We start from the raw sequence: 24,380 nt of genomic DNA on the forward strand, positions 1-24,380 counted from the left end.
GTGCTCTCCCGGCGCGGACGTTCCGCGCCGCACGCACCATGAGGAGGCGGCCCGCGATGGACCCGGTGAAGGACGCGGACGCGAGGAACGGCGGACAGGCGGGCGGACACGGCGGCGATCCGGTCAGGGGCACGGCGCGGGGCACCGCCCCCGTCCCGCTGTCCGTGCTCGATCTGGCCACCGTCGGCGCCGGCCGCACCGCGACCGACGCCCTGCGCACCTCCGTGGAGATCGCGAAGCTGGCCGAGAGCCGGGGCTACCACCGGCTGTGGGTCGCCGAGCACCACTCCATGCCCGGGGTGGCCAGCTCCTCGCCCGCCGTCATCCTGGCCCACCTGGCGGCCCGCACCTCCTCCGTACGCCTGGGCTCGGGCGGCGTGATGCTGCCCAACCACGCGCCTTTGGCGATCGCCGAGCAGTTCGGCACCCTGGAGGCGCTCGCCCCCGGCCGCGTCGACCTGGGCCTGGGCCGCGCCCCCGGCACCGACGGGGCGACGGCAGCCGCGCTGCGCCGCACCGACCGGCCGCACGAGGCGGCCGACGACTTCCCGCGGCAGCTCACCGAGCTGATCAGGTTCCTGGACGACGACTTCCCCGACGGCCACCCCTACGCCCGCGTCCACGCCGTCCCCGGCCCCGTCCAGGGCCGCGTGCCCGGCGGGGTGCAGGGGGCGAACCGGCCGCCGGTGTGGCTGCTGGGCTCCTCCGGCTTCAGTGCGCAGCTCGCCGGGAGTCTCGGCCTGCCGTTCGCCTTCGCCCACCACTTCTCGGCGGCGGGCACCCTCCCCGCCCTGGAGCTGTACCGCTCCTCCTTCCGCCCCTCCGGCGTGCTGGAGGAGCCGTACGCCCTGATCGGCGTCTCGGCCCTGGCCGCGGACGAGGAGGGGGAGGCGCGCCGCCAGGTGATGACCGGCGCGCTGTCGATGCTGCGGCTGCGCACCGGGCGCCCCGGCCTGGTGCCCACGCCCGGGGAGGCCGAGGAGTACGAGCGGGGCATGGGCGAGCTGGAGCGCGACTTCGTACGCGGCTGGCTGGCCAACGTGGTGTACGGCACGCCCGGGCAGGTGCGCGACGGCCTCGACGCGCTGGCCGAGCGCACCGGAGCCGACGAGCTGATGATCACCTCGCAGTCGCACGGGGCGCGGGCGCGGCTGCGCAGCTACGGGCTGATCGCCGACGCCTACGGACTGCCGTCCGGTACCAGTAGCTGACTGATGCGGTCCGCCGGCACCGGCTTGGAGTAGTGCCAGCCCTGGCCGGTGTCGCAGCCGATCCGCCGCAGCCGGTCGGCCTGGGCCGGACCCTCGACGCACTCCGCGGTGACCGTCAGCCCGAGGTTGTGGGCGAGCTGGACCAGCGAGGTGACGATCGTCTCGTCGGCCGGGTTGAGGGAGCGGGCGGTGCGGAAGCCGCGGACGAACGTTCCGTCCAGCTTCAGCCCGCGCACCGGGAGCCTGCTGAGGTAGGCGAGGTTGGAGTAGCCGGTACCGAAGTCGTCGATCGCGATGCGCACCCCCATGTCGGACAGCGCCTGGAGCGCCTTCAGCGGCCGGCCCGCCGAGCCCATCACCGCCGACTCGGTCAGCTCCAGCTGGAGCAGCCCCGCCGGCAGCCCCGTCTCCTCCAGGATCGCCGCGACGTCGGCCACCAGATCCGAGTCCCACACCTGCCGCACGGCCACGTTGACGCTGACGTACAGCGGCCGGCCGGGCTGCTCCAGCTGCCAGCGGTGGGCCTGGCGGCACGACTCGGCCAGGATCCAGCGGCCCAGCGGCACGATGGCGCCGTTCTCCTCGGCCAGCCCGATGAACCGGTTGGGGGCGAGCGTGCCGAGCCGCGGGTGCCGCCAGCGCACCAGCGCCTCCACTCCGGTGAGCGTCTCGTCGTGCAGGGAGACGATCGGCTGGTACTCCAGTGCGAACTCGCCGCGTTCCAGCGCCGGACGCAGCGTGCTGGACAGCGCCTGGCGGGTCATGCGGTTGGCGTTGCGCTCGGGGTCGAAGAGCGTCCAGCGGGCCTTGCCGTCGGCCTTCGCCCAGTAGAGCGTGGTGTCCGCGGCCTGCATCAGTTCCGTGGCGGTGGTCCCGGCGGCGGGCCGCTCCACCACCCCGATGCTCGCGGAGACCGCCAGCCGCTGCCCGGTCAGGTCGAACGGCTGCTGGAGGGCGGCGAGCACCTGCTCGGCCAGCTCGGTCAGCGGCTGGGTGCCGGTGGAGGCCTCGGCGAGCAGGGCGAACTCGTCGCCGCCCAGCCGCGCCGCCAGATGCCCGCCCGGCTCGGCGCACCGGCGCAGCCGGTCGGCGACCGCGTCCAGGAGGCGGTCGCCGACCCGGTGGCCGAGGGTGTCGTTGACGGCCTTGAAGCCGTCCAGGTCCAGGTAGCACAGCCCGATCCGGCCGGTGGTGGACTCGGCGAGCGCGGTGGACAGCCGCTCGAAGAACAGGGACCGGTTGGGCAGTCCGGTGACCGGGTCGTGCATCTGCAGATGGCGCAGCCGCTCCTGGAGATCGCACCGCTCGCTGATGTCGGTGACGGACAGCAGGGCGGTGCCGCGGCGCCGCCCGGACCGTGCGGCCGGCCCGCCGGTGGGGACCACGGTGACCCTGGCCCACACCGAGCGGCCGTCCCCGTGCTTGAGCCGGCGGGTGCAGCTCATGAGGTCGCTGCGGCCCTCCAGCACGGCCTGGCACTCGTCGCGGGCCCGGTCGTCGATGCCGAGCCCGGTCAGGGAGGCGACGGGGGTGCCGGCGAGTTCGGCGGCGGGAGAGCCCAGCAACTGTCCGAGCGCGTGGTTGGCGGCCAGGACGCGTCCCTCGCCGTCGATCACTGCCATCGCGAGACCGGCGGCCTCGAAGGCGGTGCGGTACTCCGCCGGGTCGAGGGGAGGGCCGAGGGCGGCGGACGCCCGGAGGCCCGCGAGGTCGTCACTCTCGGTAACTGAGGGCGTCGTCGTGCCCGGACCGTCACCCGGTTTCCTGCCCGGTCCGTCGAGTGGTCCATTCACCGGTCGCTCCCGCGGGGGACTCGTCTCGTGTAGGTGGCCCGGGCGGCGGGCCGGTGGTCGTCGTGGGGGTATCCGCCCTGGAAATGTGCCGATCATAGAGGCTTATCGGGCGGCCGAGCCAGTGTCGCGCGCGGTGTTCCGGATCCGTGCGGCGGACTCCTGGGACGCATTTTCGAGCGGCTGATCGTTCCTGCGCGGCAACTTCCCGCAGGCGACCGATGATGACCGATTGTTACTCACGGTGACCCTGTGGGGTCTCACTCGTACGGCGTAGCGGAACGGGGCACGCGGGCACAGGAAGGCACACAGTGGGTGCCGTGCCCCTCCCCCGGGGGCACCGTGCCCCGACACCACCGCGGGAGGACGATGTGCGGCTCACGCGCAGGGCCGAGTGGACCGGAGGGGTGCGGAGCGAGCCCGTGCCCCGGCCGGGCGGCTCCTGGCCGGGCCCCCGGTCCCGCAGGGCCGGGGCTGTGCTCACGGCGTTCTCCGCACTGGTCGGCACGAGCCTGGTCACCGGGCCGGTCGCCGTCGCGGCCGGCGCCGACTCCTGCGCCCTGGAACGCACCGCACTCCACCACTCCGAGGGTCTGGACACCTGGCACCCGGCCTACCCCCGGCCCCTGGGAGAGCTCGACGCGCTGATGGTCTTCCTGTCCTTCCCCGAGGCCCGGCCGGCCGCCTCCCCCCGCGGGCTCGCCGCCGACTACTTCCCGGAGACCTCGGACTTCTTCGAGCGGGCCTCCTACGGGAAGTTCACGCTGCGCTCGCACGTGACGCCCCGCTGGTTCGAGATGGCGGCCGACTCGCGGGCGTACGGGATACAGCGCGACTGGGAGCCGGACCTGCGCGGCGCCTACCTCCACGACGCCGTCGCCGCGGCCGACCCGCACGTGGACTTCGGCGACTACGACATCGTCTACCTCGTCGCCGACCCCGACGCGCCGGGCGTGAACTCCGACGCCACCAAGGTCGTCAACCTCGACGAGCCGATCACCGTGGACGGCACCGAGTTGCACCGGGTCGTGACGGTCTTCGAGAAGCAGCCGCCGGACCGCAACGTCCTCGCCCACGAGACCCTGCACATCTTCGACCTGCCCGACCTCTACCACCAGCCCGAGGACGGCGACGGCGACTGGGACACCCACGTCGGCGACTGGGACATCATGGGCAGCCAGTTCGGGCTCTCCCCGGAGCCCTTCGGCTGGCACAAGTGGAAGCTGGGCTGGCTGGACGGCGGCCGGATCGACTGCCGGGCCGAGTCCGGCACCAGCCGGCACACCCTGCGGGCGGTCGGCGCACCGGACGGCGGCGGGGCCGGCACCCGGCTGGTCGCGGTCCGCACGGGGCGCGGCGAGGTGCTGGCGATCGAGGCGAGGGAGCCCGGCGGCAACGACATCACCTCCTGCACCAGCGGCGTACTGGTCTACCGGGTGCGCAACGACGTCCCCTCGGCGCACGGCCCCGTCAAGGTGGTCGACGGTCACCCCGGCACCGGGGCGTGCGACCGCGTCTCGGTGTACCCGCCGCTGGCCGACGCGCCGCTGGGCCCGGGGGAGGCTGTGGACGTGGACGTGGACACGGGCACCGTGCGCGTGGAGGTCGTGGACCGCACCGAGCGGGGCTGGCGGGTGGAGGTCACCGTGCGCGGAGGGCCGGGCCCGGGCCCCGGGGCGGTGTGAGCGGAGCCCCCGGGCCCGTCGGGGCCGCGCCCGGGGGAAAGCCGGAAGGCCTCCGCTTCCGCGGAGGCCTTCCGGCTGTCTGTACGCCGCCAGGGACTCGAACCCCGGACCCGCTGATTAAGAGTCAGCTGCTCTAACCAACTGAGCTAGCGGCGCCTGTTGACGTGGTAAACCTTAGCACCCCGGTCCGAGGGAGCGGAAATCGGTTGATCACGGCCGCCGGCGGACCCCCGGCCGCTCTCCCGAACGGCCCGCACGCAGGCCCACAGCAGCGCCTCGGTGCCCGGCAGCCAGGGCTTTCGGACATCCGGGGCGACCAGCCAGCGGGTGGTGGGCGGGCAGCCCCCGCCGGGCACCGGCGGAGGAACGGTCACGGCGTCGCCGAGGCCGTAGCACAGGAGCGGAGGGATCGTTTCCGCACTGCCGCCCGCACCGCCGGCCGCACCCGCCGGGGCGGACGAGCCCCGCCACTCCCGCCAGCGCAGCAGGGCCGGCAGCCGCTGGGCGGTACCGGGCTCGGCGAACAGCAGCATCCGGCCCGCGTGGAACGCCACCGGGCCGGTGCCCGGCCCGGCGGTCCACAGCCGGTCCAGCATCCGGCGGCCGAACAGCGTGCCGACGCTGACCACGTCGAAGGCGGTGCCGCAGGGCAGAGTGCTCGGGGCGCCGGGGCGTACCGACCACAGGGCGTGGACGCTGCGCGGGAAGGCGCTCGAGGAGGCGAGCCACTCGGCTCCGGCAGGGGTCACATAGGCGGCGGGATCGTTCATGCCCACACCATCTACCGGCAACCTGTGTACCGTCCCTGGAAATCCGCGAAAACGGGACGCGGCGCGGCGGCGTCCGGTATCTTCCGCGCTCGCATATGCCGCGGGCGTAGCCGTGGCCGCCGCCGTGGCCATCGCGCCCCGGCCGTCCCGCGACCGCCGTCACCCCGGCGCCGTCACTCCGGGGTGCGGTCCCTCATCAGCTCGCGGCCGAACTCGATCATCTTGCGGGCGTAGTCGGCCGTCCACTCGGCCCGTTCGGCGATCGCCTCGTCCGGCAACCGGTCGAAGCGCCCGGGGTCGGCGAGCTGCGCCGCCGCCATGGCCTGGAACTCCATGGCCCGGTCCGCCGCCGCGCGGAAGGCCAGGGCCAGCTCGGTGGCACGGCCCAGCAGCTCGCGCGGGTCCTCGATGGACTCCAGGTCGAAGAAGTGCTCGGGGTCCGAGGCGGCGTCCGGCGGTTCGAAGAGCAGCGGCGCGGGGCGCCGATGGCGCGGCTCACCGCCGCGCCGTTCCGGAGCCGGGTTCGGCTCGGGCATGGAGATACCTCCGTCGGTCGTGGGCAGCGTTCCATTGTCCACCCTCGTGCCCGCCCCGCGCGGGTCCGGGCGGCCGGCCCCTCCCGGCCGCCCGCCGGAGCGCTCACCAGGCCACGGTGTGCTCCGCCAGGTGGGCCAGGACCGCGTGGTTGGCCTCCCAGCCGTCCGGGAACTTGACCGTGACGCCGAGCTGGACCGGATCGGCGGAGGGGTACTCGTCCAGCAGCCCGGGAACGCCCGCCCGGCACACCACCACACAGGCGTGCCGGTGGCGCGAGGCCAGTACGCACAGCCGTCCCGTCTCCAGGTGGAAGGCCGTGGCGTCCGGGCGGCCCGACAGCGGGTGGAGCACCACCGTCACATCGAACTCGCGGCCCTGGAGCCGGTTGGCGGTGTCCACCGCGACGTCCGTCACACCCAGGGAGGCCAGCGCCGCGCGGACGGCGGCCGCCTGGTCGCGGTGGGCGGTGCCCACCGCGATCCGCTCCGCCGTCACCGGGGCGGGCTCCCCGGAGCGCCCGCCGAACGCCTCGCCGCGGCGGTCCAGCAGCCGCCGTACCACCGACGCCAAGGCCGCGACCGCCTCCGGGTCGGTACGCGGGGTGTGGCGGGCGGGCAGTTCCAGCAGCCCCCACCCGGAGCCGGCCGCCTCGTCCAGCACCCGGTCCACGGAGGAGCCGTCGGAGGGCAGCGTGAACTCCAGCCGCCGCTCGCCCGGCCCGGTGCCGCTGCGGAACGGGGTGTAGGGGTAGAACGCCCTGGACACCAGCGGCGCGGCCGAGGCGGGCAGCCGCCAGGAGACCGGCAGCCGGTGCACGGGCAGGTCCGGGTTGTGCGCCAGCAGCGTGGTCACGGCACTGGCCGACGGGTCGTACGACAGTCCCGCCCACTGCTCGGAGCCGACCTGGCTGAACGGGTCGAGCTGACCGGGGTCGCCCACGAACAGCGCCCGCTCGAACAGCCCGGCCACCGACAGCAGCGCGTCGGAGCGCATCTGGTACGCCTCGTCCACGATGGCCTGCTCCCACGGCCCGGCGCCCCTGGCATGGGCCCACTTGGCGGCCGTGGAGACCACCACGTCCAGCCCGGCCAGATCCGCGGCCTTCGACGACTTCACCACCGACGGGTGGCGGTCCAGCACCGGGGCGTACGGCTGCGCCTCGCTGCTGTGCAGCCGGCCCACCGGCAGTTCGGGCTCGGCGGTCGCCAGCCGGTCCACGAGGTCGTCGACCTGGGCGTTGGTCTGGGCGACGACCATCAGCGGGCGGCCCGCGGCGGCCAGCTCCCGGGCGGCGCGCACCACCAGCGTGGTCTTGCCGGCACCGGGCGGTGAGTCCACGACCACACCTCGGTGGGCGCCCGAGAGGACGTCGCGCAGGATCGCGCCGGTCGCCTCGGCGGCGGCCGAGCCCGGGTCGGGCTCGGTGCCGGTTCCGGTGAGGGACACGGAGTCGTCGGGGGCGCCGTTCACAGCAGATCCTCCGGCGTCACGGGGTCGGGCGCGTCCAGGGCGTCGGGGTCGGGCGGGCCGCCGTGCGTCCACGGCGTCTCCTCCGGGTCCGGCAGATCCGGTCCGCCGCGCGGCGCGTGCTCGAACAGCGTCCAGCACACCGTCTCGCCCTTCTCCGGCACCGAACCGGCCTCGGGCTCCCTGCCGCGGCCCATGCCGCCGGTCAGCCGTACCGTCAGCAGCCCCGGCGCGGGGGACTCGGCGAACACCCCCGGCTGCGGCTTCCCGCTCTCCAGGGCCCGGTACAGCCGCTCGCCCCCCTCCAGGTGCGGCCGGTCGCCGGTGCGGACGGTGACCAGCGGGCGCGGCATCGGACGCCTCCCCGACGAGTACGCCATCTCCACCTCGACGACCTCGCCCTCGAACGCCTCCCCGGCCATCCGCCGCTCCGCCATCACCAGCGGGTCGTCCAGCGCCTCCTGGGCGGCCAGCTCCGCCCGGGCCGTCTCCCGGGCGGCGAGTTTGCGGGCCGCCGTCACCGCGTCGTCGCGCCTGGGCTGCGGCGGTTCACCGGCGCGCACCCGGTCGCGGTGGGCGGTGTAGGACCAGCGGTCCCGCTTCCAGCGGTCGGCGACGTGCGCGCCCGGCGGCAGCGCGCGCAGCAGGTCCAGGCCCTGCCACACCGAGTCCCAGGTGGGCCGCAGCTGGGAGGCGACCAGTTCGCGGATCTCCGCCTCGGCGCCGGGCAGTCCCGCGTCGTACCGCGCGACGGCCGGGGCCAGTGCGCGGTTGTCGAAGGCCGGGTCGGTGGCCGGGCCCGCCGGCGGGGTGAGCAGCAGCCCGCCGCGGTCGCGGGCCAGCTCGGCGCGGAGGGCGGCCTCCGCGCCCGACCCGCCCTCCCCGGCGGTGATCCAGGCCAGCAGGGCGCCCAGGTGCTGGTCCTCCAGGCGGCTCTGGCCCGTGGCCCAGTGGCGGCCCAGCACCTCGGTGACGGCCAGCAGCAGCGAGGAGCCGGGCACCCGGGCCCGCTCCCCGTAGTGCGTCAGCCACCGGCCCAGCAGCGGCAGCCGGGGCGGGGCGGGGTGGGCGGCCTCCGGCTCCTCCTCGGTGGTGCGGCGGAAGCGCATGGACCGGCCCAGCAGCCGTACGTGGGCGATGCCCGCGGGGCTGGGCACGACCAGTTGCGGCGCGTCCGCGCACAGCTCGACCTCGACCTTCGTCTTCCTCCCCGTCTCCGGATCTGTCCCGGAGCGCTCGACGAGCTCCACCTCGTCCTGCGCGGACTCCACAAGGGGCAGTACGGCGTCGGCCAGCTCGGCGAGGAAGGCGAAGCGCAGCGTGCGGTCGCGCGGCTGGGGGACGACCAGCAGGCGGGGCGCGTCCCGGTCCGTCCCCACCATCGCGCCCAGCGGGGCGCCGGCCTCGCCGGCGGTGGTCAGCGGCACCAGGACCACAGGCCGCTCGGCCAGGTGCCGGTGGCGCACCGTCGCCACCGGCTGTGCCCGGCCCGCGGCCGCGGCCTCGATCCGGGCCAGGGTGGTCACCAGCGACATCAGCGCCTCCCCGCGGCCGCGAGGGCCTCGGTCCGCAGCCGGGCCGCGCGGCGCAGCGCGGCGGCGGCCGGATCCCCGGCGGAATCCTCCGCGGTGCCGCGCGCCTCGTCGCGGGCGGCCGCCATGACCGCTCCGATCGTGGTCAGTCCGCCCAGCTCCCCGCGGACCTCGCGGCCCAGCACCTCCACCGCGCCCCCGCAGCGGGCGCGGTCGCGGCAGTGGAAGGCCAGTTCGCAGGTGGACAGGCACTGCGGCGCGTAGGCGGCCGGAACCGACTCGACGGAACCGGCCAGTTCGGCGGGCGGCCGGGCCGGGTCGAAGGTGGTGCCCTCGGGCAGCGCGGCGGCGATCTCCTCCAGCCGTGTCAGCCGGGCGAGCTGCCGCCGGGTGGTGGCGATCTGCCTGCGCAGGTCGACCGCCTCGGCGGTGGGCAGGTTGGAGAAGTCCTTCGGGCAGACCAGCAGCGCCCGGTCGTCCACCCGGCCGCCGAGCGCCTCCAGCGCCAGGGCGTAGACGGCCGCCTGCCGGGCCGCGGCGCCGACCTTGGCCGGATCGGCCGAACCGTCCAGGATCGGGAAGGACTTGATCTCCACCACCGTCCAGCGCCCGTCCGGGTGGACCGCCACGGCGTCGGGCTCCAGGTGGACGGGGGATCCGGCCACGTCCAGCCGCACCATCGGGTGGTCCAGCAGCGTCCAGCCGCCGTCGGCCGTCGCCCGCTCCAGCGCCTGCCGGGTGCGCTCCGCGCGCCCGTCCGGGCCGGGCGCCGACAGATCGGGCGCGGACACCCCGCCGGGCTCGGGGGCCGGGGTGTCCGCCGCGGCGGTGCGCGCGTGGACCAGGCGCACCAGCTCGGCGCCGCCGTCCCCCTTCACCCGCGCCTCGAAGGCGTGGCCGCGCACGAACGCGAACTGCGACTGCCCGAAGGGCGCGGGGGAACCCAGCGCGTCCGCCAGCGCGCCCTTGTCCACCCCGGCGCCGTCCAGCAGCGCCCGGCGGCGGCAGCCCGGGTTGGCGGCCAGCGCGGCGAGCGCCCGCGCGTCCATCGCCCGGGGCGCGACGTCGGCGCCGCGCAGCTCAGCGAGCCGTCGGCGCAGGGCTGTCGTCTGTTGGCTGTCGGGGTTGTAGCTCACCCGCGGAAGTGTGGCATCCGCCTGTGACACCGGTGGGGCCGAGGTCGTGCGAAGCCGCCGGTGCGGACCGCTGACCGGGCAGCACGGCGCCGGCCGGCCCGCTCGCGGTACCGTCCGCGACCCCGGGCGCGGCCCCGCCCGCCGAGGATCGCCCCGCGGACCGCCGCACCCGGGCCGCCGCCCGGTCCGCACCCCGCATCGCCGGGCCGGTCAGCAGCAGACCGGCGCCCATCACGGCCGCGCCCGCCACCGCGTCCAGCAGGTAGTGGTTGGCGGTGCCCATCACCACCACCGTCGTCAGCAGCGGATGGCCGACGGCCGCCGCACGCGTCCACGGTCCCCGGCCGCCCAGCCACCACAGCACCACACCGCACCACAGCGCCCAGCCGACGTGCAGGCTCGGCATGGCGGCGTGCTGGTTGGTCAGCCCGCCCAGGCCGCGCGGGGCGCTGGCCTCGCCGCCCCACCAGCCGTACTCGCCGTACTGCGCCATGGTGTCGGTGAAGCCGTGCGCGGCGGCGAGCAGGCGCGGCGGGCAGGTCGGGGCCAGGGTGAAGCCGGCCAGGCCGATGAGGGTGGAGACCATCAGCCAGGTGCGCAGCCTGCGGTAGTGGGCCGGCCGGCGGCGGAAGACCCACACCAGGACGGCCGGGGTCACCAGATAGTGCAGCGTGGCGTAGAGGAAGTCGGCGGGGACGCCGAGCCACGCGTGGCCGGTGAACAGCCGGTTGAGGAACCGCTCGGGGTCCAGGTTCAGCCGGTCCTCGAAGCGCAGGATCGCCAGCCCGTGGCCGACGGCCGTGGAGACGTCGCCGCGCGCGAGCAGCCGCCCGGCGGAGTACGCGCCGTAGACCACGGCGATCAGCGGCAGTTCGGTCCACCACCGAAGCCGTGCCCGGACCATCGCGAACTCTCCCCCAACCCCCGTGGTCGGCCGTACAACGGCCGGATGGCCGTTGCGGTGCGGGTGCGGGGAGGAGGACGCGGGGGGAGTGGCGGGGAGTTGAGCGGCGGCGCCCGGGCCGGCGCGCGATGATGGCCGTGAGCCCGGCGGCGGCGCCGGGAGCCCCTTTCGAAAGGCATGGAATGGCAGCGCGCATCCTGGCGGTCCGGCACGGCCAGACCGCATGGTCCCGGTCCGGGCGGCACACCGGCCGCACAGACGTCCCCCTGCTGGAGGAGGGGCGCGGCATGGCACAGGCGCTGGGGGAGCGGCTGCGCGGCGCGCCCTGGGACGGGCTGCCGGGCGCCGAGGTCCGCACCAGTCCGCTGTCGAGGGCGAGGGAGACCTGCGACCTGGCGGGGTTCGGCGAGCGGGCCGCCGACTGGGACGCGCTGCTGGAGTGGGACTACGGCGCGTACGAGGGGCTGACCCCGGACGGCATCAGGGAGCGGGCGGGCCAGGACTGGCTCATCTGGCGCGACGGCGTGGTCGACGGTGAGCGCCTGGCGCAGGTCGCCGCCCGCGCCGACGAGGTGGTCGCCTGGGCGCGGTCGGCGGAGCGTGACGTGCTCGTCTTCGCGCACGGCCATCTGCTCAGGGTGCTGGGCGCGCGCTGGCTGGGCCTGGACCCGTCCTTCGCCGCGCGGCTGCGCCTGGACGCGGGGGCGCTGTCGGTGCTGGGCTGGGCGTACGGGGAGCCGGCCGTCGAGAGCTGGAACGACCGGGGTCACCTGGACCGGCCGGGGCGGTGACGGGACGGGGCGGGCGGCGGGCCGCCGTCAGGCCGACCGGGCCCCCTCGGACCGCCCGGCCCCGTCGGCCAGGCGGTCCAGGAAGTCGGCGACGGCCGGGACGCCCCGGTGGTGGCGCAGCCGCCGGGCGGTGCTGTCGAGCATCCCGCCGACGCGGGAGGAACGCACCTGCCCGAGCAGGTCCAGCACCCGGCCCGCGGATCCGGCGGCCTCCTCCACCTCGCCCCCGCCGGCGAGGTCGTCCGCCAGCTCGGCTGTGAACAGGGCGGTGTTGCGCGCGAAGTGCGGATCCTGGAGGGCCACCGCGCGGCGCGCGCGGCGTGCCGCGCGCCCCCAGTCGCTCAGCGCCGCCCAGCACTGTGCCTCCAGTCCGTTCAGCTCGGCCTCGCCGTAGAAGGTCATCCACTCCGGGTCGGCGTCGCAGGGGCCGCGTTCGAACAGCGTCCGCGCCCGGCCGAGCGACCCCTCGCAGGCCGTGCGGTCGGCGAGGAGGGCCCAGCCGCCCGCCTCGCGTGCCGCCAGCAGCGACAGCAGCCGCGCCGAGCCCAGGTGGCGGGCGATGTGCTGCCCGGCCTGCGCGGCACGTACCGCCTCCCGGGGGCGCCCGGCGTCACGGGCGAGGAAGGAGGTGTTGCAGAAGGCGTGGGCCTCCAGGGCGGCGTCCCCGGCCACCCGGGCGATGGCCAGGGCCTCGGCGTAGTGCGGGCGGGCCTCGGCGAGACGGCCCGAGTCATGGGCCAGCCAGCCCACGGAGAGGGCCAGTTCACCGGTCCAGGCGTGCAGCCGGTCGGCGGTCGGCTGCCGCCGGGCGCCCGCGTCCAGCAGGTCGTACGCGGACCGCAGCGTGCCGTCGGCCCGGTGGTAGAGGCCGTCGGCGCCGTACCGGTCGTCGAACAGCCGGATGCCGCGCACCGCCTCCTCGACGGCCGCGGCCTCGGCCGCGCCGGGCCGGCCGCTCCGGGCGGCGGCGGCCGGAGCGGCGGCGGCCGGGTGCGCCAGGGGATCCAGGGACACCGCCGCCACGGCGGCCGGGCCGCCGGTCATGAACGCGCGACGCAGCACGTCGTTCTCCTCGTCGGTCGGGCGATCGTTCGGGCCGTGGCTCGGATCGCGGGTCGGGCAGGTCGGCTCCGAGCGGGTGGAGCCGGGGCGTATACGGGCGTCTTCGGGAGTGTCCGCGGCGTCGTACGCCCCCCGTCCGCGCGCTGTGCGCCCGCGAACCGCCTGACGGGGCTCGAAGCCCAGATCGGTGAGCGAGTACCCCGGGTACATGTGCAGGAACACGCGCTCGTAGGCGTAGTTGGGGCAGCGGATCTCCCCGGCCTCCACCCGCCCGACGTACCGGGCGTCACAGGAGACGTTCTCGCCTATCTCCCGGGCAGCCCTGCGGACGGCCGCCGCGAACTCCCCGGGCGAGAGCCGCCCGCGCAACCGCCGGAAGGCCGGATTGGGCTGACGGCCCGGACCCGCCGGCGCTGAGGGTGACGGTGACGACGCCATGGCCGGGACCGTACCGGCTGCTCCTCGGAAGATACGAGACGTTTTGCCGACAAAAGGGATATCCAACACGTGATCTGCCATCAACTGCCATCCTTTGCGGCGGCATTACGCCGTAGCGGTTGACAGACCGGTTCGTTGAGCCTCGCGTAGCGAACGTGGAGGACGACCCAGGAGGAGGTTCCCCCGTGCTGGACACCGGCCGCGAGACCGGCGGCGGCCCGCCGCCCGCCGGAGTGCCGGACGCGCCCTGCGAACTGGTGACCGTGCCCGCGCGGCACGGCCTGGAGGCCGTCGACATCCTGCGCCTGCGCGAGAGCGTGGGCCCGGTGCTGCACGACGGCGCGGGCGGCACCCTCGGCTTCCTGGTGCCGCCCGGCACCGCGGACGGCTGGGACCTGCCGGGCAGCGTCTGCGTCCCGGCCCGCCGCCGCTCCGGCCGGCCCGCCGATCCGCCGGTGGCGGGCACCGGATGGCTGGTGCCCCCGGAGAGCGCGCAGACGGGCACCACCGAGCCGGCGCGGCTGCGCGCCGCGCTGAGCGAGGCGGCCCGTACGATCGCCGCCGCCGAGGGCGGCTCCTGAGGGGCGTGCCCGGGGAAACGGCCGCGGGCGCGGTCCCACGGGGCGCGGATGGGCCGTACGGGTGATACTGGACCGTGTGGCGAGGAACGGGCGGCGGCGCGAGGGCGGCAGGCGGACCAGGGAGCCGGTGAGCGAGCCGGTCGACGGCGGACTGGCACAGCTCCTGCCGGACCCGGACCGGCCGCGCGCCTGGACGCTGCTGCTCGACGGCGCGCCGCAGTCCCATGTGGACCTCGACGACCCGACGCACCTGGACTTCGAGTACCAGCGCAGGATCGGCCATCTGATCGACCTGGCCGCGCCGCCCGGGCGGCCGCTGCGGGCGGTGCACCTCGGCGGCGGCGGGCTCACCCTCGCCCGCTACACCGCCGCCACCCGGCCGCGCTCCACCCAGCAGGTCTTCGAGGCGGACGCCGCGCTGACCGCCCTGGTCCGCCGCGAGCTGCCGCTGGAGGGAGCCTGGCGGATACGGGTGCGCGGCGGCGACGCCCGCGCCGGGCTCGCCGGGCTCCCCGAGGACGGGGCCGACCTGATCGTCGCGGACGTCTTCGGCGGCGCCCGCACCCCCGCCCATCTGACCAGCGCCGAGTTCCTGGCCGAGGTCCGCCGGGTGCTGGCCCCCGGCGGGCTCTACGCCGCCAACCTCGCCGACGGGCCGCCGCTGGCCCACCTGCGCGCGCAGGTCGCCACCGCCGCCGCCGTCTTCCCCGAACTGTGCCTGATCGCCGATCCCGCCGTACTGCGCGGGCGGCGCTTCGGCAACGCCGTCCTGGCCGCCTCCGACCGGACGCTGCCCGTCGCCGGGATCACCCGGCGCGCGGCGGGCGACCCGCACCCCGGCCGGGTCGAACACGGCCGTGCGCTGGCCGGTTTCACCGGGGGCGCCGCCCCCGTCACGGACGCCACCGCCACCCCCTCGCCGCAGCCGCCCGCGCGGGTCTTCCAGCGGCGCTGAACCGGCCCCCGTACCCCGCCGCCCCGGGCCGTCAGCCCCTGTGTTCGTCGACCGTCACCCGCGGCGTGGTGCCGTTCCAGACGCAGAAGACCGACGACGACTCCTCGCCCCGGGTGAAGGTGACCCGTATCCACCCGTTCCCCTGCCGGACCCGCATCCCCCAGCCGGGGCTGGGGGTGGCGGAGACGAGGCCGGCCGAGTCCCGGCCCAGGTCGAAGGCGACCCGCCCGCCGCGCACCTCGCGGCTCTCCACGCTCCCGGACGCCCTGCCGGCGCGCGGAGCGCCCTCGCCCGGCCCGGCGTCCCGGCGGGCCCCGGCGGAGCCGAGTGAGACGGAGGGCCTGGACACCCCGGGGGAGCGGGCGGCCGAGGACGGCCTGGGCCGCCGGGTGGAGGCGGTCTCCGGCTCGGGACCGGGGCGCGAGGCGGACGGCGCCGGCGTGCCCGATGTGAGCGGCGGCATCCGCGGCAGGTCGTACGCGGCCTCCGACACCACGGTGCGCACACCGAACCAGGACAGGGTCACCGCCGACCCGGTGGCCAGCACCCACGCGCCCGCGTGAACCAGTCCTCGTCGCATCCCGCGCACCCTAGCCGCTTTCCCCGCGCGCCCGCGGCGGCGCCGGCTCGCCCAAGCCCCTCCGTGACGCGTTCGCGCATGCCGTAGCGTGCCGACCATGGCACGTGTACTCGTCGTCGAGGACGACCAGTTCGTACGCTCCGCCCTGATCAGACATCTGACGGAGGCCTCCCACACCGTACGCAGTGTCGGGACGGCCCTGGAGGCGCTCAGGGAGGTGGCGCACCTCGGGTTCGACGTGGTGATCCTCGACCTCGGACTGCCGGACCTCGACGGGGCCGAGGCGCTGAAGATGCTGCGCGGGATCACCCAGGTACCCGTGATCATCGCCACCGCGCGGGACGACGAGGCGGAGATCGTCCGGCTGCTCAACGACGGTGCCGACGACTATCTGGTCAAGCCGTTCTCCGTGGAGCACCTGTCCGCCCGGATGGCCGCCGTGCTGCGCCGCGCGCGTGCCGGGACGGGCGCGGGCGGCGGCGCGGGCGCGGAGGCGGACCGGGCGATACGGGCCGGAGGGCTGGTCATCGACCCGCTGCGGCGGCAGGCCGAACTCGACGGGCGTGCACTGGACCTGACCCGCCGGGAGTTCGACCTGCTGGCCTTCCTCGCGCAGCGCCCCGGGGTCGTCGTGCCGCGCAGGGAGCTGCTGGCGGAGGTCTGGCAGCAGAGCTACGGCGACGACCAGACCATCGACGTCCATCTCTCCTGGCTGCGCAGGAAACTGGGCGAGACCGCGGCCAACCCCCGTTATCTGCACACGCTGCGCGGTGTGGGAGTCAAACTGGAGCCCCCGCGGGAGTCCGCGCAGGGGTGAGAGCGGCCGGGGCCGCAGGGTCCGGGGCGGCGGCGGGCAGGGCAGTGGGAGGGGGGCCATGAGACGGGCGCTGGTCAAGGTGTGCGTCGCCGTGACCGCGATGGTCGTGGTGGCCTTCGCCGTACCTCTGGCGCTGGTGGTCAAGGAGATGGCCCGCGACCGGGCCTTCACGGGCGCCGAGCGGCTGGCCGCCTCCGTCACCCATCTGATCGCCGCCACCGGCGGCGATCGGGGCCCGCTCCAGCGCGGGCTGGCCAGCATGCCGGCGCGGGTCGCCGGGCGGATCGCCGTGTACGCGCCCCCGGGCCGGGAGGACGGGAGCGCCGGGATCGGTGAACGCCGCCTGGACGGGAGGAGGCTGCGGTCCGTCGCCCCGCTGGAGGGGGCCGCCGTCGTACCCGTCGAGGGCGGCTTCGTGCTGCTCCAGCCGGTCGCCACCGAACGGTCGGCCGTCGTCGAGGTGTTCGTGCCCGAGGAGGAGGTCACGGGCGGTGTCACCACCGCCTGGCTCGTTCTGGCCGGCACCGGCCTCGCGCTCGTCATCGCCTCCGTCGTCATCGCCGACCGGCTCGGCACCCGCATGGTGGGTGCCGCCGAGCGGCTGGCCGGGGCCGCGCGAGAACTGGGCAAGGGACGGCTGGCGGTGCGGGTCCCGGTGGAGGGTCCCGCCGAACTGCGCCTGGCAGCGGCCGCGTTCAACTCCATGGCCGACCAGGTCGCCCAGTTGCTCGCCAACGAGAGGGAACTGGCCGCCGACCTCTCCCACCGGCTGCGCACCCCCCTGACCGTGCTCCGCCTCAACACCGCCTCGCTCGGCGACGGCGACGCCGCCGAGCAGACGCGCGCGGCCGTCGCGCAGCTGGAGCGGGAGGTGGACCACATCATCCGCACCGCGCGCGAGCAGCGGACCCAGCCACCGGACGCACCGGGCTGCGGCGCCTTCTGCGATGCCTCCGAGGTGATCCGGGAGCGGATGGACTTCTGGTCCGCGCTCGCCGAGGACGAGGGCCGCGAGGCGGAGCTGGCCGGGGTCGGGGAGCCGGTACGCGTTCCCGCGGCCCGCGCCGACCTCGCCGCCGCCCTCGACGCGCTGCTCGGCAACGTCTTCCGCCACACCCCGGAGGGCACCCCCTTCGCCGTGGACGTCCACCGCTCGGCCGCCGGCGACTCGGTGATCGTGCTGGTCTCCGACGCGGGGCCCGGCATCGACGACCCCGACGCGGCGCTGCGCCGCGGCCACGGCGACGGCGGGCCCGGCTCCACGGGCCTGGGCCTGGACATCGTGCGGCGGGTGGCGGAGTCCACCGGCGGCGACGTGCGGATCGGGCGCTCGGTGCTCGGCGGTACGGAGGTACGGCTCCTGCTGTCCTCGGACACAGGGCCCGCCGACGGGGTGAGCCGCCGGCGCGGGCACAGAGTGCGACGGGGCGTGCGCCGACGGTCGCGGTTTCTCAGCCGTTCCGTAGACCGGCCTTAAGGGAGCCATAAGTCCCCGGGTGCCTGTCCGGAACGGGCGTTTCGCCGGAATCGGTCCCGCTAGCGTGCTCCCTGTCCACGTTCCCCGGATCGAGGCAGGAGTGCGATGAGGAGCATCGCCGCACAGTGGCGCCGCCCGGGCGGGCGGCGGCAGCCGATCGCCGACGCGGCCGTGGCGGCGATCGTGGCTGCCGGCGGGCTGGTCCTGGCCGGTACGGCGACGGCGGAGCCGGGCCCCGCGCAGTCCGCCGCGGCCACCGCCGACCCGTCCGCCGAAGCGGACGGAGCCAGGGAAAACACCGCGCCGGCTCCCCGCTGAACCTTCCGCCCCGGCTCCGCCGGCCCGTATGAACCGGCCGCCCCCACGACAGGCGGGGCGCAGCGGTCTCCACCCCCACGCCCGCTGCGCCCCGCCCGGTCCGTTCGGGCCGGTGCGTAGTGGTCTGTCCCGGTCGGGCCGCCCGGCCGCCGGGGACCTCAGTCGGCCACCGGGTCTCCCACGGCTTCCAGCGCACCGGGCACGGGCAGTTCGCCGGTCCGGGCGACCTCGGCGTACCACCGGGCGCTGGACTTGGGGACGCGCGCCAGGGACTCGAAGTCCACGTACACCGTGCCGAACCGCTTGCTGTAGCCGTACGCCCACTCGAAGTTGTCCAGCAGGGACCACAGGAAGTAGCCGCGCACGTCGGCGCCGTCGGCGATCGCCCGCCGGACGGTGCCCAGGTGGCTGTGGAGGTAGGCGATGCGGTCGGGGTCGTGGACGGTGCCGTCGGGGGACGGCTTGTCGTCGCAGGCCATGCCGTTCTCGGTGATGTAGAGCGGGATGCCGCCGGTCTCGCGGTGGTAGTGCATGAGCAGGTCGTGCAGACCGGTGGGGTCGATCGTCCAGCCCATGTCGGTGGTCTCGCCCGGGGTCTGGTGGAAGGCGATGTCCTCCGCGGCCGGCCAGGGGGACTGCTCGCCGCCGCCGTGCCCGTCGCGGCGCGGCAGCTTCTGGTCGGCGGAGGCCGAGACCAGGGTGGGGGTGTAGTAGTTGATGCCCAGCGCGTCCAGCGGCTGGTGGATGTCCGCCAGGTCGCCGTCCCTGACGAAGCTCCAGTCCGTCAGGCGCGAGGTGTCCTGGATCAGGTCCTCGTCGTACACCCCGCGCAGTATCGGGCCGTCGAAGATCCGGTTGGCCAGGGCGTCGATGCGCCGCCTGGCGTCCAGGTCGCCGGGGTCGTCGGTGAGGGCCCGGACGGCGGCCGGATTGACGCTGACGCCGATCTGCGCGCGGGAGGGGAGGGCGGCGCGCAGGGCCTGGGTGCCCAGTCCGTGGGCGAGGTTGAGGTGGTGGGCGGCGCGCAGCACGTCGGCGTGGTCGGTGCGGCCGGGGGCGTGGACGCCCGAGCCGTAGCCGAGGTAGGCCGAGCACCAGGGCTCGTTGAGGGTGGTCCAGCGCTCCACGCGGTCGCCGAGCGCGCCGGCGACCAGGGAGGCGTACTCGGCGAACCGCTCGGCGGTGGCGCGCTCCGGCCAGCCGCCGGCGTCCTCCAGCTCCTGCGGCAGGTCCCAGTGGTACAGCGTGATCCAGGGGGTGATGCCCTTGGCCAGCAGCTCGTCGACCAGCGAGCGGTAGAAGTCCAGGCCGCGCTGTACGGCGGGGCCGCGGCCGGTGGGCTGGACGCGGGACCAGGAGATGGAGAAGCGGTAGGCGTTGAGGTTGAGGTCCGCCATGAGCTGTACGTCGTCGCGCCAGCGGTGGTAGTGGTCCACGGCGACGTCGCCGGTGTCGCCCCCGAGCACCTTGCCGGGGGTGCGGCAGAAGGTGTCCCAGATGGACGGCGTGCGGCCGTCCTCGTCGGCGGCGCCCTCGATCTGGTAGGCGGAGGTGGCCGAGCCGAACAGGAAGTTGGAGGGGAAGGAGGACTGGCTCATATGGGAGCGCTCCCATCGAAGGTTGTACGGAAGGGGATGACGTGGGGGCCGGGAAGCGGGGAACGGGCTGCCGGTCAGCCCTTGACCGCTCCCTGCATGATGCCGCCGACGATCTGCTTGCCGAAGACAGTCAGGATCAGCAGCAGCGGCAGGGTGCCCAGCAGTGCGCCGGCCATGATCACCGACTGGTCGGGGATGTAACCCCGGCCCAGGCCGGTCAGGGCGACCTGGACGGTCGGGTTCTGCTGGGTCAGCGCGATGATCGGCCAGAAGAAGTCGTTCCAGGCCATCACGAAGGTCAGCATGCCGAGCACGGCCATGGCGGGCCGGGCCGCGGGGAAGACCACGTGCCACACGATGCGCAGACTGCTCGCGCCGTCCACCCGCGCTGCCTCGATCAGCTCGGTCGGCAGCGCCTCCAGCAGGTACTGCCGCATGAAGAACACGCCGAAGGCGCTGACGAAGGTCGGCAGGATGACCGCCTGGAGCTGGTTGGTCCACTCCAGCTCCGCGATCGCCATGAACAGCGGCACCACACTGAGCTGCGGTGGCACCATCATGGTGCCGATCGTCAGCATCAGCAGCAGGTTCCTGAAGCGGAACCGCAGCTTGGCGAACGCGAACCCGGCGATCGTCCCGAACAGCACGGTGCCGACCGCGATGGACCCGGCGACGATGGTGGTGTTGAGCAGCGCCAGGCCCATGTTGGCGTCGGTCCAGGCGATCTCCAGGTTCTTGAAGAGGTTGCCGCCGAACCAGAAGGGCGGCGGCATCTCCGCGAGCCGGGTGTTGTTGCGGGAGGCGGCGACGGCGGTCCAGAACAGCGGGAAGAGCGCGATCGCGGTGACGAGGAACAGCACCGCGTACGTCAGCTTGCCGCCGTGCAGCGTGCCGCCGGCGCCGCCGGCCCGTCCCCGCATGCGGCCGCGGCCGGCGCGGTGGTCCGTCCCGCCGGGCCCGGGTGCCGTCCGCGCGGATGTCGCGCGGTCGGAGTCCAGCACGCTCATGAGCGCCTCCTCGCGGTCTTGCGGCCCAGTTCCCGCTTCTGCATGCCGCGCGAGATCAACCAGTTGACCAGCGCGATCAGCACCAGGATCAGGAACATCATCCAGGCGATGGCCGAGGCCCGGCCCAGGTGCAGGTTGACCCAGCCCTGCTCGTACAGGTACAGGCCCAGGGTCTGGTACTGGTGGGCCGGACCGCCGTTCGCACCGCCGCCGGGGTTGAACAGCAGGGGCTCGCCGAACAGCTGTGTCGCGCCGATCGTCGAGACGACGACGGTGAACAGGATCGTCGGCCGCAGCGCGGGGATGGTGACGTGGACGAACTGCTGCCAGCGCGAGGCGCCGTCCAGCGCCGCCGACTCGTACAGGTCCTTGGGCACCGCCTGCATGGCGGCGAGGTAGATGAGGGTGTTGTAGCCGGTCCAGCGCCAGATCACGATCGCGGAGATCGCGAGATGGGAGGTCGTGCCCTCGTGCCAGTTGACGGGGTCGAGCCCGACGAACCCCAGGAACCAGTTGATCATGCCGTAGTCACGGCCGAAGAGCACGACGAAGACGAGGGTCGCCGCGGCCACCGAGGTGGCGTAGGGGGCCAGCATGGCCACGCGGTAGAAGGTGGCGCCGCGCAGCTTGTAGTTCAGCAGGTGGGCCAGCCCGAGCGCGATCAGCAACTGGGGCACGGTGGAGATGATCCCGATGCTGAAGGTGTTGCGCAGGGCGTTCCAGAAGAACTCGTCCTCGAGCAGCCGGGTGAAGTTGTGCAGCCCTGCCCACTCCATGTCGGTGGGGGCCGTCAGCGACACCTTGTGCAGTGACGCCCAGCCCGTGTAGAGCAGCGGGAAGAGGCTGAAGGCCCCGAAGAAGAGGAAGAACGGGGCGACGAAGCCGTAGGGGCTCCACTTCACGTCCCGCTGGTACCAGCGGCTGCGGCGTGCCCGCCGCCGGTCCTCGCGGGATGAGGGAACGTGTTTGTGGCGCGGGGCCGCGCCCCCCTGCTTGACGGGGGGCGCGGACACCGGCGAACCGGTAGTGGTCACTTGTCGATCACTCGTCCAGGGCGTTGTCGACTGCCTTGGTGGCCTCTTCCCATGCCTTGTCGGAGGACAGACCGCTGCGCTCCATCTGCAGGAGGCCGCTGCGGGTGATGTTCTCCTGGATGACCTGGTCCTTCGGGCCGATCACCTGGGTCGGGATGCCCTCGGCCGCCTTGGAGAAGATCTCACCGATGGGAGCGTCCGAGAAGTACTCGTGCGTGGCCTCGGCGACCTCGGGGGTCTCGTACGACTTCGGGGCGCTGGGGAAGCTGCCGCGCTCGGCGAAGAGCTTGGCCTGCTGGGTGGGGGCGGTCAGCCAGGCGGCGAGCTTGATCGCCTCCTCCTTGTTCTTGCTGCTCTCGGGCACTCCGAGGAAGGAGCCGCCCCAGTTGCCGGCCCTGGGCGCGGGAGCGACGTCCCACTTGTCCTCGGCCTTCTCGCCGCCCTTGTCCTGGATGTAGCCGAGCATCCAGGCGGGGCAGGAGAGCGTGGCGAAGGTGCCGTTGTTCATGGCCTTGTTCCACGAGTCCGTGAACAGCTCGTGCTTGTCGGTCATGTCCTCGGAGGCGGCCTCCGCGGCGACGTCCCAGGCCCCCCTGACGTCGGGGTTGGTCTTGTAGACGACCTCGCCCTGCTCGTCGTAGTAGCGGGTGGCGCTGGAGGAGATGGCCGCGTTGTAGAGGCCGCTGGCGGAGTCGACCCACTTGACGCCCTTGGGGGCGTCGTCCATGAACTTCCTGCCGGTGTCGAGGTACTTCTGCCAGTCGCCCTCCCACAGCTTCCCGACCTCGTCGCGGTCGGTGGGCAGGCCGGCGGCCTTGAAGTGGTCCTTGCGGTAGCAGATGGCCATCGGGCCGATGTCGGTACCCAGGCCGATGGTCTTGCCGTCGTCGGTGGTGGCCTGGTTCCACTTCCAGTCGAAGTAGTCGTCCTCGGAGACTCCGCCGGCCTTGGACAGGTCGGTGAACTTGTCCGCCTGGGTCTGGACGACCTCGGCGATGTTCGCCACCTCGATGCCCTGGATGTCGGCGAGGCCGCTGTTGCTGGCGAGGCGGGTGAGGAGCTGCGGGTAGTAGTTCTCGTTCCGCTCGACGACGCTCTGCTCGATCTTGACCTTCGGGTTGAGCTTCTCGTACTCCTCGTAGAGCCCGGCCTCCTGGAAGCCGAAGGTTCCGAAGAGGCCGACGGTGATGACGGTCTTGCCCTTGCTGTCGGTTCCCCCGGCCTTGTCGCCCGAGTCGTCGTCGCTCGCGCATCCGGCGAGCAGGCTCGTGCCGATCGCCGCGGCGGCCATGACGGCCACGGCTCGGCGGGTGGTGCGGGTCTTGCGCACTGCGTCCTCCTAGCGCCCTGACGTTTCACTCCCGGCCGTGGAAGGGTGTGGGGGACCGCGGTGACGGATGGTGCTGCGGCTCGGGCGGGAACGTGCGGGTTCTGTATGGGTCAAGTCCTTTGGGAGCGCTCCCAGACGTGATGAGTTGAAGAGTCGCGGTTCCCTGGCGCGGGTGTCAAGGGAATGGACACACTGACCCGGCGCAGTTATCCGGCTGTTAGCTTCGGTGGCTGATCGATACTGGTGCAGGGGACCGACCGGTCCTGTGCAGGTGAGCCCGTACACCTTGGGGAGGCGGTCATGACAGTGAGCGGAAGGCGGGGCCAGCGGCCCACTCTGGAGCAGGTCGCCGCCTACGCGGGGGTGGGCCGCGGCACCGTCTCCCGGGTGATCAACGGCGCCGCCAACGTCAGCGACCAGACGCGTACCGCCGTCCAGCAGGCGATCGCCGAACTGGGCTATGTGCCCAACCGGGCCGCCCGGGCGCTGGCCGCGGGCAGTACCGACGCGATCGCGCTGGTCATTCCCGAGGCCGAGACCAGACTGTTCGCCGAGCCCTACTTCTCCGGTATCATCCGCGGCGTCAGTACCGAGCTCGCCGACACCGACATGCAGCTCCTGCTGACCCTGATCCGCAACCCCAAGGAACGCGACCGCTTCGCCCAGTACGTCGCCGCCCACCGGGTGGACGGTGTGCTGCTGGTGTCCGTGCACGCCGACGACCCCCTGCCCGACCTGCTGGAACGCATCGAGATGCCCGCCGTCCTCAGCGGCCGCCGCAGCGGCGACGAGCTGGTGCCGTACGTGGACTGCGACAACACCGGCGGCGCCCAGACCGCCGTGGAGCATCTGATCGGCCGCGGCCGGCGCGCGGTGGCCACCGTCACCGGGCCGCTGGACATGTACGTCGCCCAGTGCCGCCTCCAGGGGTACCGCGACGCGCTGCGCACCGCGGGCCTGGAGGAGGACGAGCGGCTGGTGGCCGTCGGCGACTTCACCGAGGAGGGCGGCCGCCGCGCCGTGCGGGAGCTGCTGTCGCGGCGGCCCGACCTGGACGCCGTCTTCTGCGCCTCCGACGTGATGGCCGCGGGCGCCCGCGCGGTGCTGCGCGAGTCCGGCCGCCGGGTGCCCGAGGACGTGGCCCTGGTCGGCTTCGACGACTCGGCCGTCGCCCGCCACATGGACCCGCCGCTGACCAGCGTGCGGCAGCCGCTGGAGGAGATGGGCCGGTCGATGGCCCGGGTGCTGCTGGAGCAGATCGAGGGCCGCAAGGCGGGCCGGGACGACCGCTCCAGCCGGGTGCTGCCCACGGAGCTGGTCCGCCGCGCGTCCTCCTAGAGGCCCCGCCGGTCACGCGGAC

Annotated in this window: 22 protein-coding genes and 1 tRNA gene; 9 read left to right on the forward strand and 14 right to left on the reverse strand. The window is 74.4% G+C overall.

Annotation, left to right across the window (positions count from 1 at the left end; all coding sequences use genetic code 11):
• The first annotated feature begins 56 nt into the window (after positions 1–56).
• Positions 57–1,211 carry an LLM class flavin-dependent oxidoreductase gene (locus tag ACGRHY_RS17675; protein ID WP_394636289.1) on the forward strand — a complete coding sequence of 385 codons (1,155 nt, stop codon included), beginning with the start codon at positions 57–59 and terminating at the stop codon, positions 1,209–1,211.
• Here ACGRHY_RS17675 and ACGRHY_RS17680 read toward each other — a convergent pair.
• Positions 1,181–3,004, reverse strand: coding sequence for a putative bifunctional diguanylate cyclase/phosphodiesterase (locus ACGRHY_RS17680; RefSeq protein ID WP_394636290.1), 1,824 nt, complete (start codon positions 3,002–3,004; stop codon positions 1,181–1,183). The genes ACGRHY_RS17675 and ACGRHY_RS17680 overlap by 31 nt on opposite strands.
• Positions 3,005–3,477: 473 nt before the next feature.
• On the opposite strand from ACGRHY_RS17680, the gene ACGRHY_RS17685 reads away from it, so the two are divergent.
• Positions 3,478–4,686 carry a M6 family metalloprotease domain-containing protein gene (locus ACGRHY_RS17685; RefSeq protein WP_394636291.1) on the forward strand — a complete coding sequence of 403 codons (1,209 nt, stop codon included), beginning with the start codon at positions 3,478–3,480 and terminating at the stop codon, positions 4,684–4,686.
• 82 nt (positions 4,687–4,768) lie between these two features.
• Here ACGRHY_RS17685 and ACGRHY_RS17690 read toward each other — a convergent pair.
• The 7 genes from ACGRHY_RS17690 to ACGRHY_RS17720 all read right to left on the reverse strand — a co-directional run bounded on the left by ACGRHY_RS17690 (position 4,769) and on the right by ACGRHY_RS17720 (position 11,032).
• Positions 4,769–4,842: transfer RNA gene (locus ACGRHY_RS17690), tRNA-Lys, on the reverse strand.
• Complete coding sequence (locus ACGRHY_RS17695) at positions 4,833–5,456, reverse strand: hypothetical protein (RefSeq protein WP_394636292.1); 624 nt, start codon at positions 5,454–5,456, stop codon at positions 4,833–4,835. The genes ACGRHY_RS17690 and ACGRHY_RS17695 overlap by 10 nt, the downstream gene beginning before the upstream one ends.
• Positions 5,457–5,629: 173 nt before the next feature.
• Entirely contained in the window at positions 5,630–5,992 is a 363-nt protein-coding gene (locus ACGRHY_RS17700; protein WP_206348392.1) for a DUF8844 domain-containing protein, read from the reverse strand.
• A gap of 103 nt (positions 5,993–6,095) precedes the next feature.
• Positions 6,096–7,463 carry an AAA domain-containing protein gene (locus tag ACGRHY_RS17705; protein ID WP_394636293.1) on the reverse strand — a complete coding sequence of 456 codons (1,368 nt, stop codon included), beginning with the start codon at positions 7,461–7,463 and terminating at the stop codon, positions 6,096–6,098.
• Positions 7,460–8,995 (reverse strand): hypothetical protein, encoded by a 1,536-nt coding sequence (locus tag ACGRHY_RS17710; protein ID WP_394636294.1) that lies wholly within the window; start codon positions 8,993–8,995, stop codon positions 7,460–7,462. Before ACGRHY_RS17710 ends, ACGRHY_RS17705 begins: the two co-directional genes overlap by 4 nt.
• On the reverse strand, positions 8,995–10,158 hold the full coding sequence (locus tag ACGRHY_RS17715) for a hypothetical protein (RefSeq protein ID WP_394636295.1): 1,164 nt from the start codon (positions 10,156–10,158) through the stop codon (positions 8,995–8,997). Before ACGRHY_RS17715 ends, ACGRHY_RS17710 begins: the two co-directional genes overlap by 1 nt.
• Positions 10,073–11,032, reverse strand: a complete 960-nt coding sequence (locus ACGRHY_RS17720) for a phosphatase PAP2 family protein (RefSeq protein WP_394636296.1) — start codon at positions 11,030–11,032, stop codon at positions 10,073–10,075. Before ACGRHY_RS17720 ends, ACGRHY_RS17715 begins: the two co-directional genes overlap by 86 nt.
• Before the next feature lie 182 nt (positions 11,033–11,214).
• On the opposite strand from ACGRHY_RS17720, the gene ACGRHY_RS17725 reads away from it, so the two are divergent.
• On the forward strand, positions 11,215–11,823 hold the full coding sequence (locus tag ACGRHY_RS17725) for a histidine phosphatase family protein (protein WP_394636297.1): 609 nt from the start codon (positions 11,215–11,217) through the stop codon (positions 11,821–11,823).
• Between the two features lie 27 nt (positions 11,824–11,850).
• On the opposite strand, the gene ACGRHY_RS17730 is transcribed toward ACGRHY_RS17725, so the two are convergent.
• Complete coding sequence (locus ACGRHY_RS17730) at positions 11,851–13,323, reverse strand: NsdA family TPR-like regulatory protein (RefSeq protein ID WP_394636298.1); 1,473 nt, start codon at positions 13,321–13,323, stop codon at positions 11,851–11,853.
• Between the two features lie 185 nt (positions 13,324–13,508).
• Here ACGRHY_RS17730 and ACGRHY_RS17735 point away from each other — a divergent pair, with 185 nt between their 5' ends.
• On the forward strand, positions 13,509–13,904 hold the full coding sequence (locus ACGRHY_RS17735; protein ID WP_394636299.1) for a hypothetical protein: 396 nt from the start codon (positions 13,509–13,511) through the stop codon (positions 13,902–13,904).
• A 76-nt stretch (positions 13,905–13,980) separates the two neighbouring features.
• A complete protein-coding gene (locus ACGRHY_RS17740; RefSeq protein WP_491630963.1) occupies positions 13,981–14,859 on the forward strand; it encodes a spermidine synthase in 879 nt (292 codons plus the stop codon).
• A 31-nt stretch (positions 14,860–14,890) separates the two neighbouring features.
• Here the strand turns inward: ACGRHY_RS17740 and ACGRHY_RS17745 are convergent, their stop codons facing one another.
• A complete protein-coding gene (locus tag ACGRHY_RS17745; protein ID WP_394636300.1) occupies positions 14,891–15,439 on the reverse strand; it encodes a hypothetical protein in 549 nt (182 codons plus the stop codon).
• Positions 15,440–15,536: 97 nt separating this feature from the next.
• On the opposite strand from ACGRHY_RS17745, the gene ACGRHY_RS17750 reads away from it, so the two are divergent.
• The 3 genes from ACGRHY_RS17750 (at position 15,537) to ACGRHY_RS17760 (ending at position 18,051) form a co-directional block, all read left to right on the forward strand.
• On the forward strand, positions 15,537–16,256 hold the full coding sequence (locus ACGRHY_RS17750; protein ID WP_394636301.1) for a response regulator transcription factor: 720 nt from the start codon (positions 15,537–15,539) through the stop codon (positions 16,254–16,256).
• 58 nt (positions 16,257–16,314) lie between these two features.
• Positions 16,315–17,733: a sensor histidine kinase gene (locus ACGRHY_RS17755; protein WP_394636302.1), complete on the forward strand. Its 1,419-nt coding sequence runs from the start codon at positions 16,315–16,317 to the stop codon at positions 17,731–17,733.
• Positions 17,734–17,838: 105 nt separating this feature from the next.
• Positions 17,839–18,051: a hypothetical protein gene (locus ACGRHY_RS17760; RefSeq protein WP_394636303.1), complete on the forward strand. Its 213-nt coding sequence runs from the start codon at positions 17,839–17,841 to the stop codon at positions 18,049–18,051.
• A 158-nt stretch (positions 18,052–18,209) separates the two neighbouring features.
• Here ACGRHY_RS17760 and ACGRHY_RS17765 read toward each other — a convergent pair whose 3' ends face one another.
• From ACGRHY_RS17765 to ACGRHY_RS17780, 4 genes are all read right to left on the reverse strand, one after another.
• Complete coding sequence (locus ACGRHY_RS17765; protein WP_394636304.1) at positions 18,210–19,649, reverse strand: GH1 family beta-glucosidase; 1,440 nt, start codon at positions 19,647–19,649, stop codon at positions 18,210–18,212.
• 74 nt (positions 19,650–19,723) lie between these two features.
• Positions 19,724–20,569, reverse strand: a complete 846-nt coding sequence (locus ACGRHY_RS17770; RefSeq protein ID WP_394638100.1) for a carbohydrate ABC transporter permease — start codon at positions 20,567–20,569, stop codon at positions 19,724–19,726.
• Positions 20,570–20,652: 83 nt separating this feature from the next.
• Positions 20,653–21,669, reverse strand: coding sequence for a carbohydrate ABC transporter permease (locus ACGRHY_RS17775; RefSeq protein WP_394636305.1), 1,017 nt, complete (start codon positions 21,667–21,669; stop codon positions 20,653–20,655).
• Between the two features lie 28 nt (positions 21,670–21,697).
• Positions 21,698–22,981, reverse strand: a complete 1,284-nt coding sequence (locus ACGRHY_RS17780; RefSeq protein ID WP_394638101.1) for an ABC transporter substrate-binding protein — start codon at positions 22,979–22,981, stop codon at positions 21,698–21,700.
• Between the two features lie 339 nt (positions 22,982–23,320).
• Between ACGRHY_RS17780 and ACGRHY_RS17785 the strand changes: the two genes are divergently transcribed.
• Positions 23,321–24,358 (forward strand): LacI family DNA-binding transcriptional regulator, encoded by a 1,038-nt coding sequence (locus ACGRHY_RS17785; protein WP_394636306.1) that lies wholly within the window; start codon positions 23,321–23,323, stop codon positions 24,356–24,358.
• The last annotated feature ends 22 nt before the right edge of the window (positions 24,359–24,380 follow it).

Origin of the sequence: Streptomyces shinuiensis (assembly GCF_043660855.1) — a bacterium.
Lineage (GTDB): Bacteria > Actinomycetota > Actinomycetes > Streptomycetales > Streptomycetaceae > Streptomyces.

Excerpts from the sequence above, each read along its gene's own strand:
- ACGRHY_RS17780 (WP_394638101.1), bottom strand. The coding sequence starts at position 22,981 with ATGGCCGCCGCGGCGATCGGCACGAGCCTGCTCGCCGGATGCGCGAGC.
- ACGRHY_RS17755 (WP_394636302.1), top strand. The coding sequence starts at position 16,315 with ATGAGACGGGCGCTGGTCAAGGTGTGCGTCGCCGTGACCGCGATGGTC.
- ACGRHY_RS17750 (WP_394636301.1), top strand. The coding sequence starts at position 15,537 with ATGGCACGTGTACTCGTCGTCGAGGACGACCAGTTCGTACGCTCCGCC.
- ACGRHY_RS17770 (WP_394638100.1), bottom strand. The coding sequence starts at position 20,569 with ATGCGGGGACGGGCCGGCGGCGCCGGCGGCACGCTGCACGGCGGCAAG.
- ACGRHY_RS17700 (WP_206348392.1), bottom strand. The coding sequence starts at position 5,992 with ATGCCCGAGCCGAACCCGGCTCCGGAACGGCGCGGCGGTGAGCCGCGC.
- ACGRHY_RS17785 (WP_394636306.1), top strand. The coding sequence starts at position 23,321 with ATGACAGTGAGCGGAAGGCGGGGCCAGCGGCCCACTCTGGAGCAGGTC.
- ACGRHY_RS17730 (WP_394636298.1), bottom strand. The coding sequence starts at position 13,323 with ATGGCGTCGTCACCGTCACCCTCAGCGCCGGCGGGTCCGGGCCGTCAG.
- ACGRHY_RS17695 (WP_394636292.1), bottom strand. The coding sequence starts at position 5,456 with ATGAACGATCCCGCCGCCTATGTGACCCCTGCCGGAGCCGAGTGGCTC.
- ACGRHY_RS17760 (WP_394636303.1), top strand. The coding sequence starts at position 17,839 with ATGAGGAGCATCGCCGCACAGTGGCGCCGCCCGGGCGGGCGGCGGCAG.
- ACGRHY_RS17675 (WP_394636289.1), top strand. The coding sequence starts at position 57 with ATGGACCCGGTGAAGGACGCGGACGCGAGGAACGGCGGACAGGCGGGC.
- ACGRHY_RS17745 (WP_394636300.1), bottom strand. The coding sequence starts at position 15,439 with ATGCGACGAGGACTGGTTCACGCGGGCGCGTGGGTGCTGGCCACCGGG.
- ACGRHY_RS17710 (WP_394636294.1), bottom strand. The coding sequence starts at position 8,995 with ATGTCGCTGGTGACCACCCTGGCCCGGATCGAGGCCGCGGCCGCGGGC.
- ACGRHY_RS17765 (WP_394636304.1), bottom strand. The coding sequence starts at position 19,649 with ATGAGCCAGTCCTCCTTCCCCTCCAACTTCCTGTTCGGCTCGGCCACC.
- ACGRHY_RS17725 (WP_394636297.1), top strand. The coding sequence starts at position 11,215 with ATGGCAGCGCGCATCCTGGCGGTCCGGCACGGCCAGACCGCATGGTCC.
- ACGRHY_RS17720 (WP_394636296.1), bottom strand. The coding sequence starts at position 11,032 with ATGGTCCGGGCACGGCTTCGGTGGTGGACCGAACTGCCGCTGATCGCC.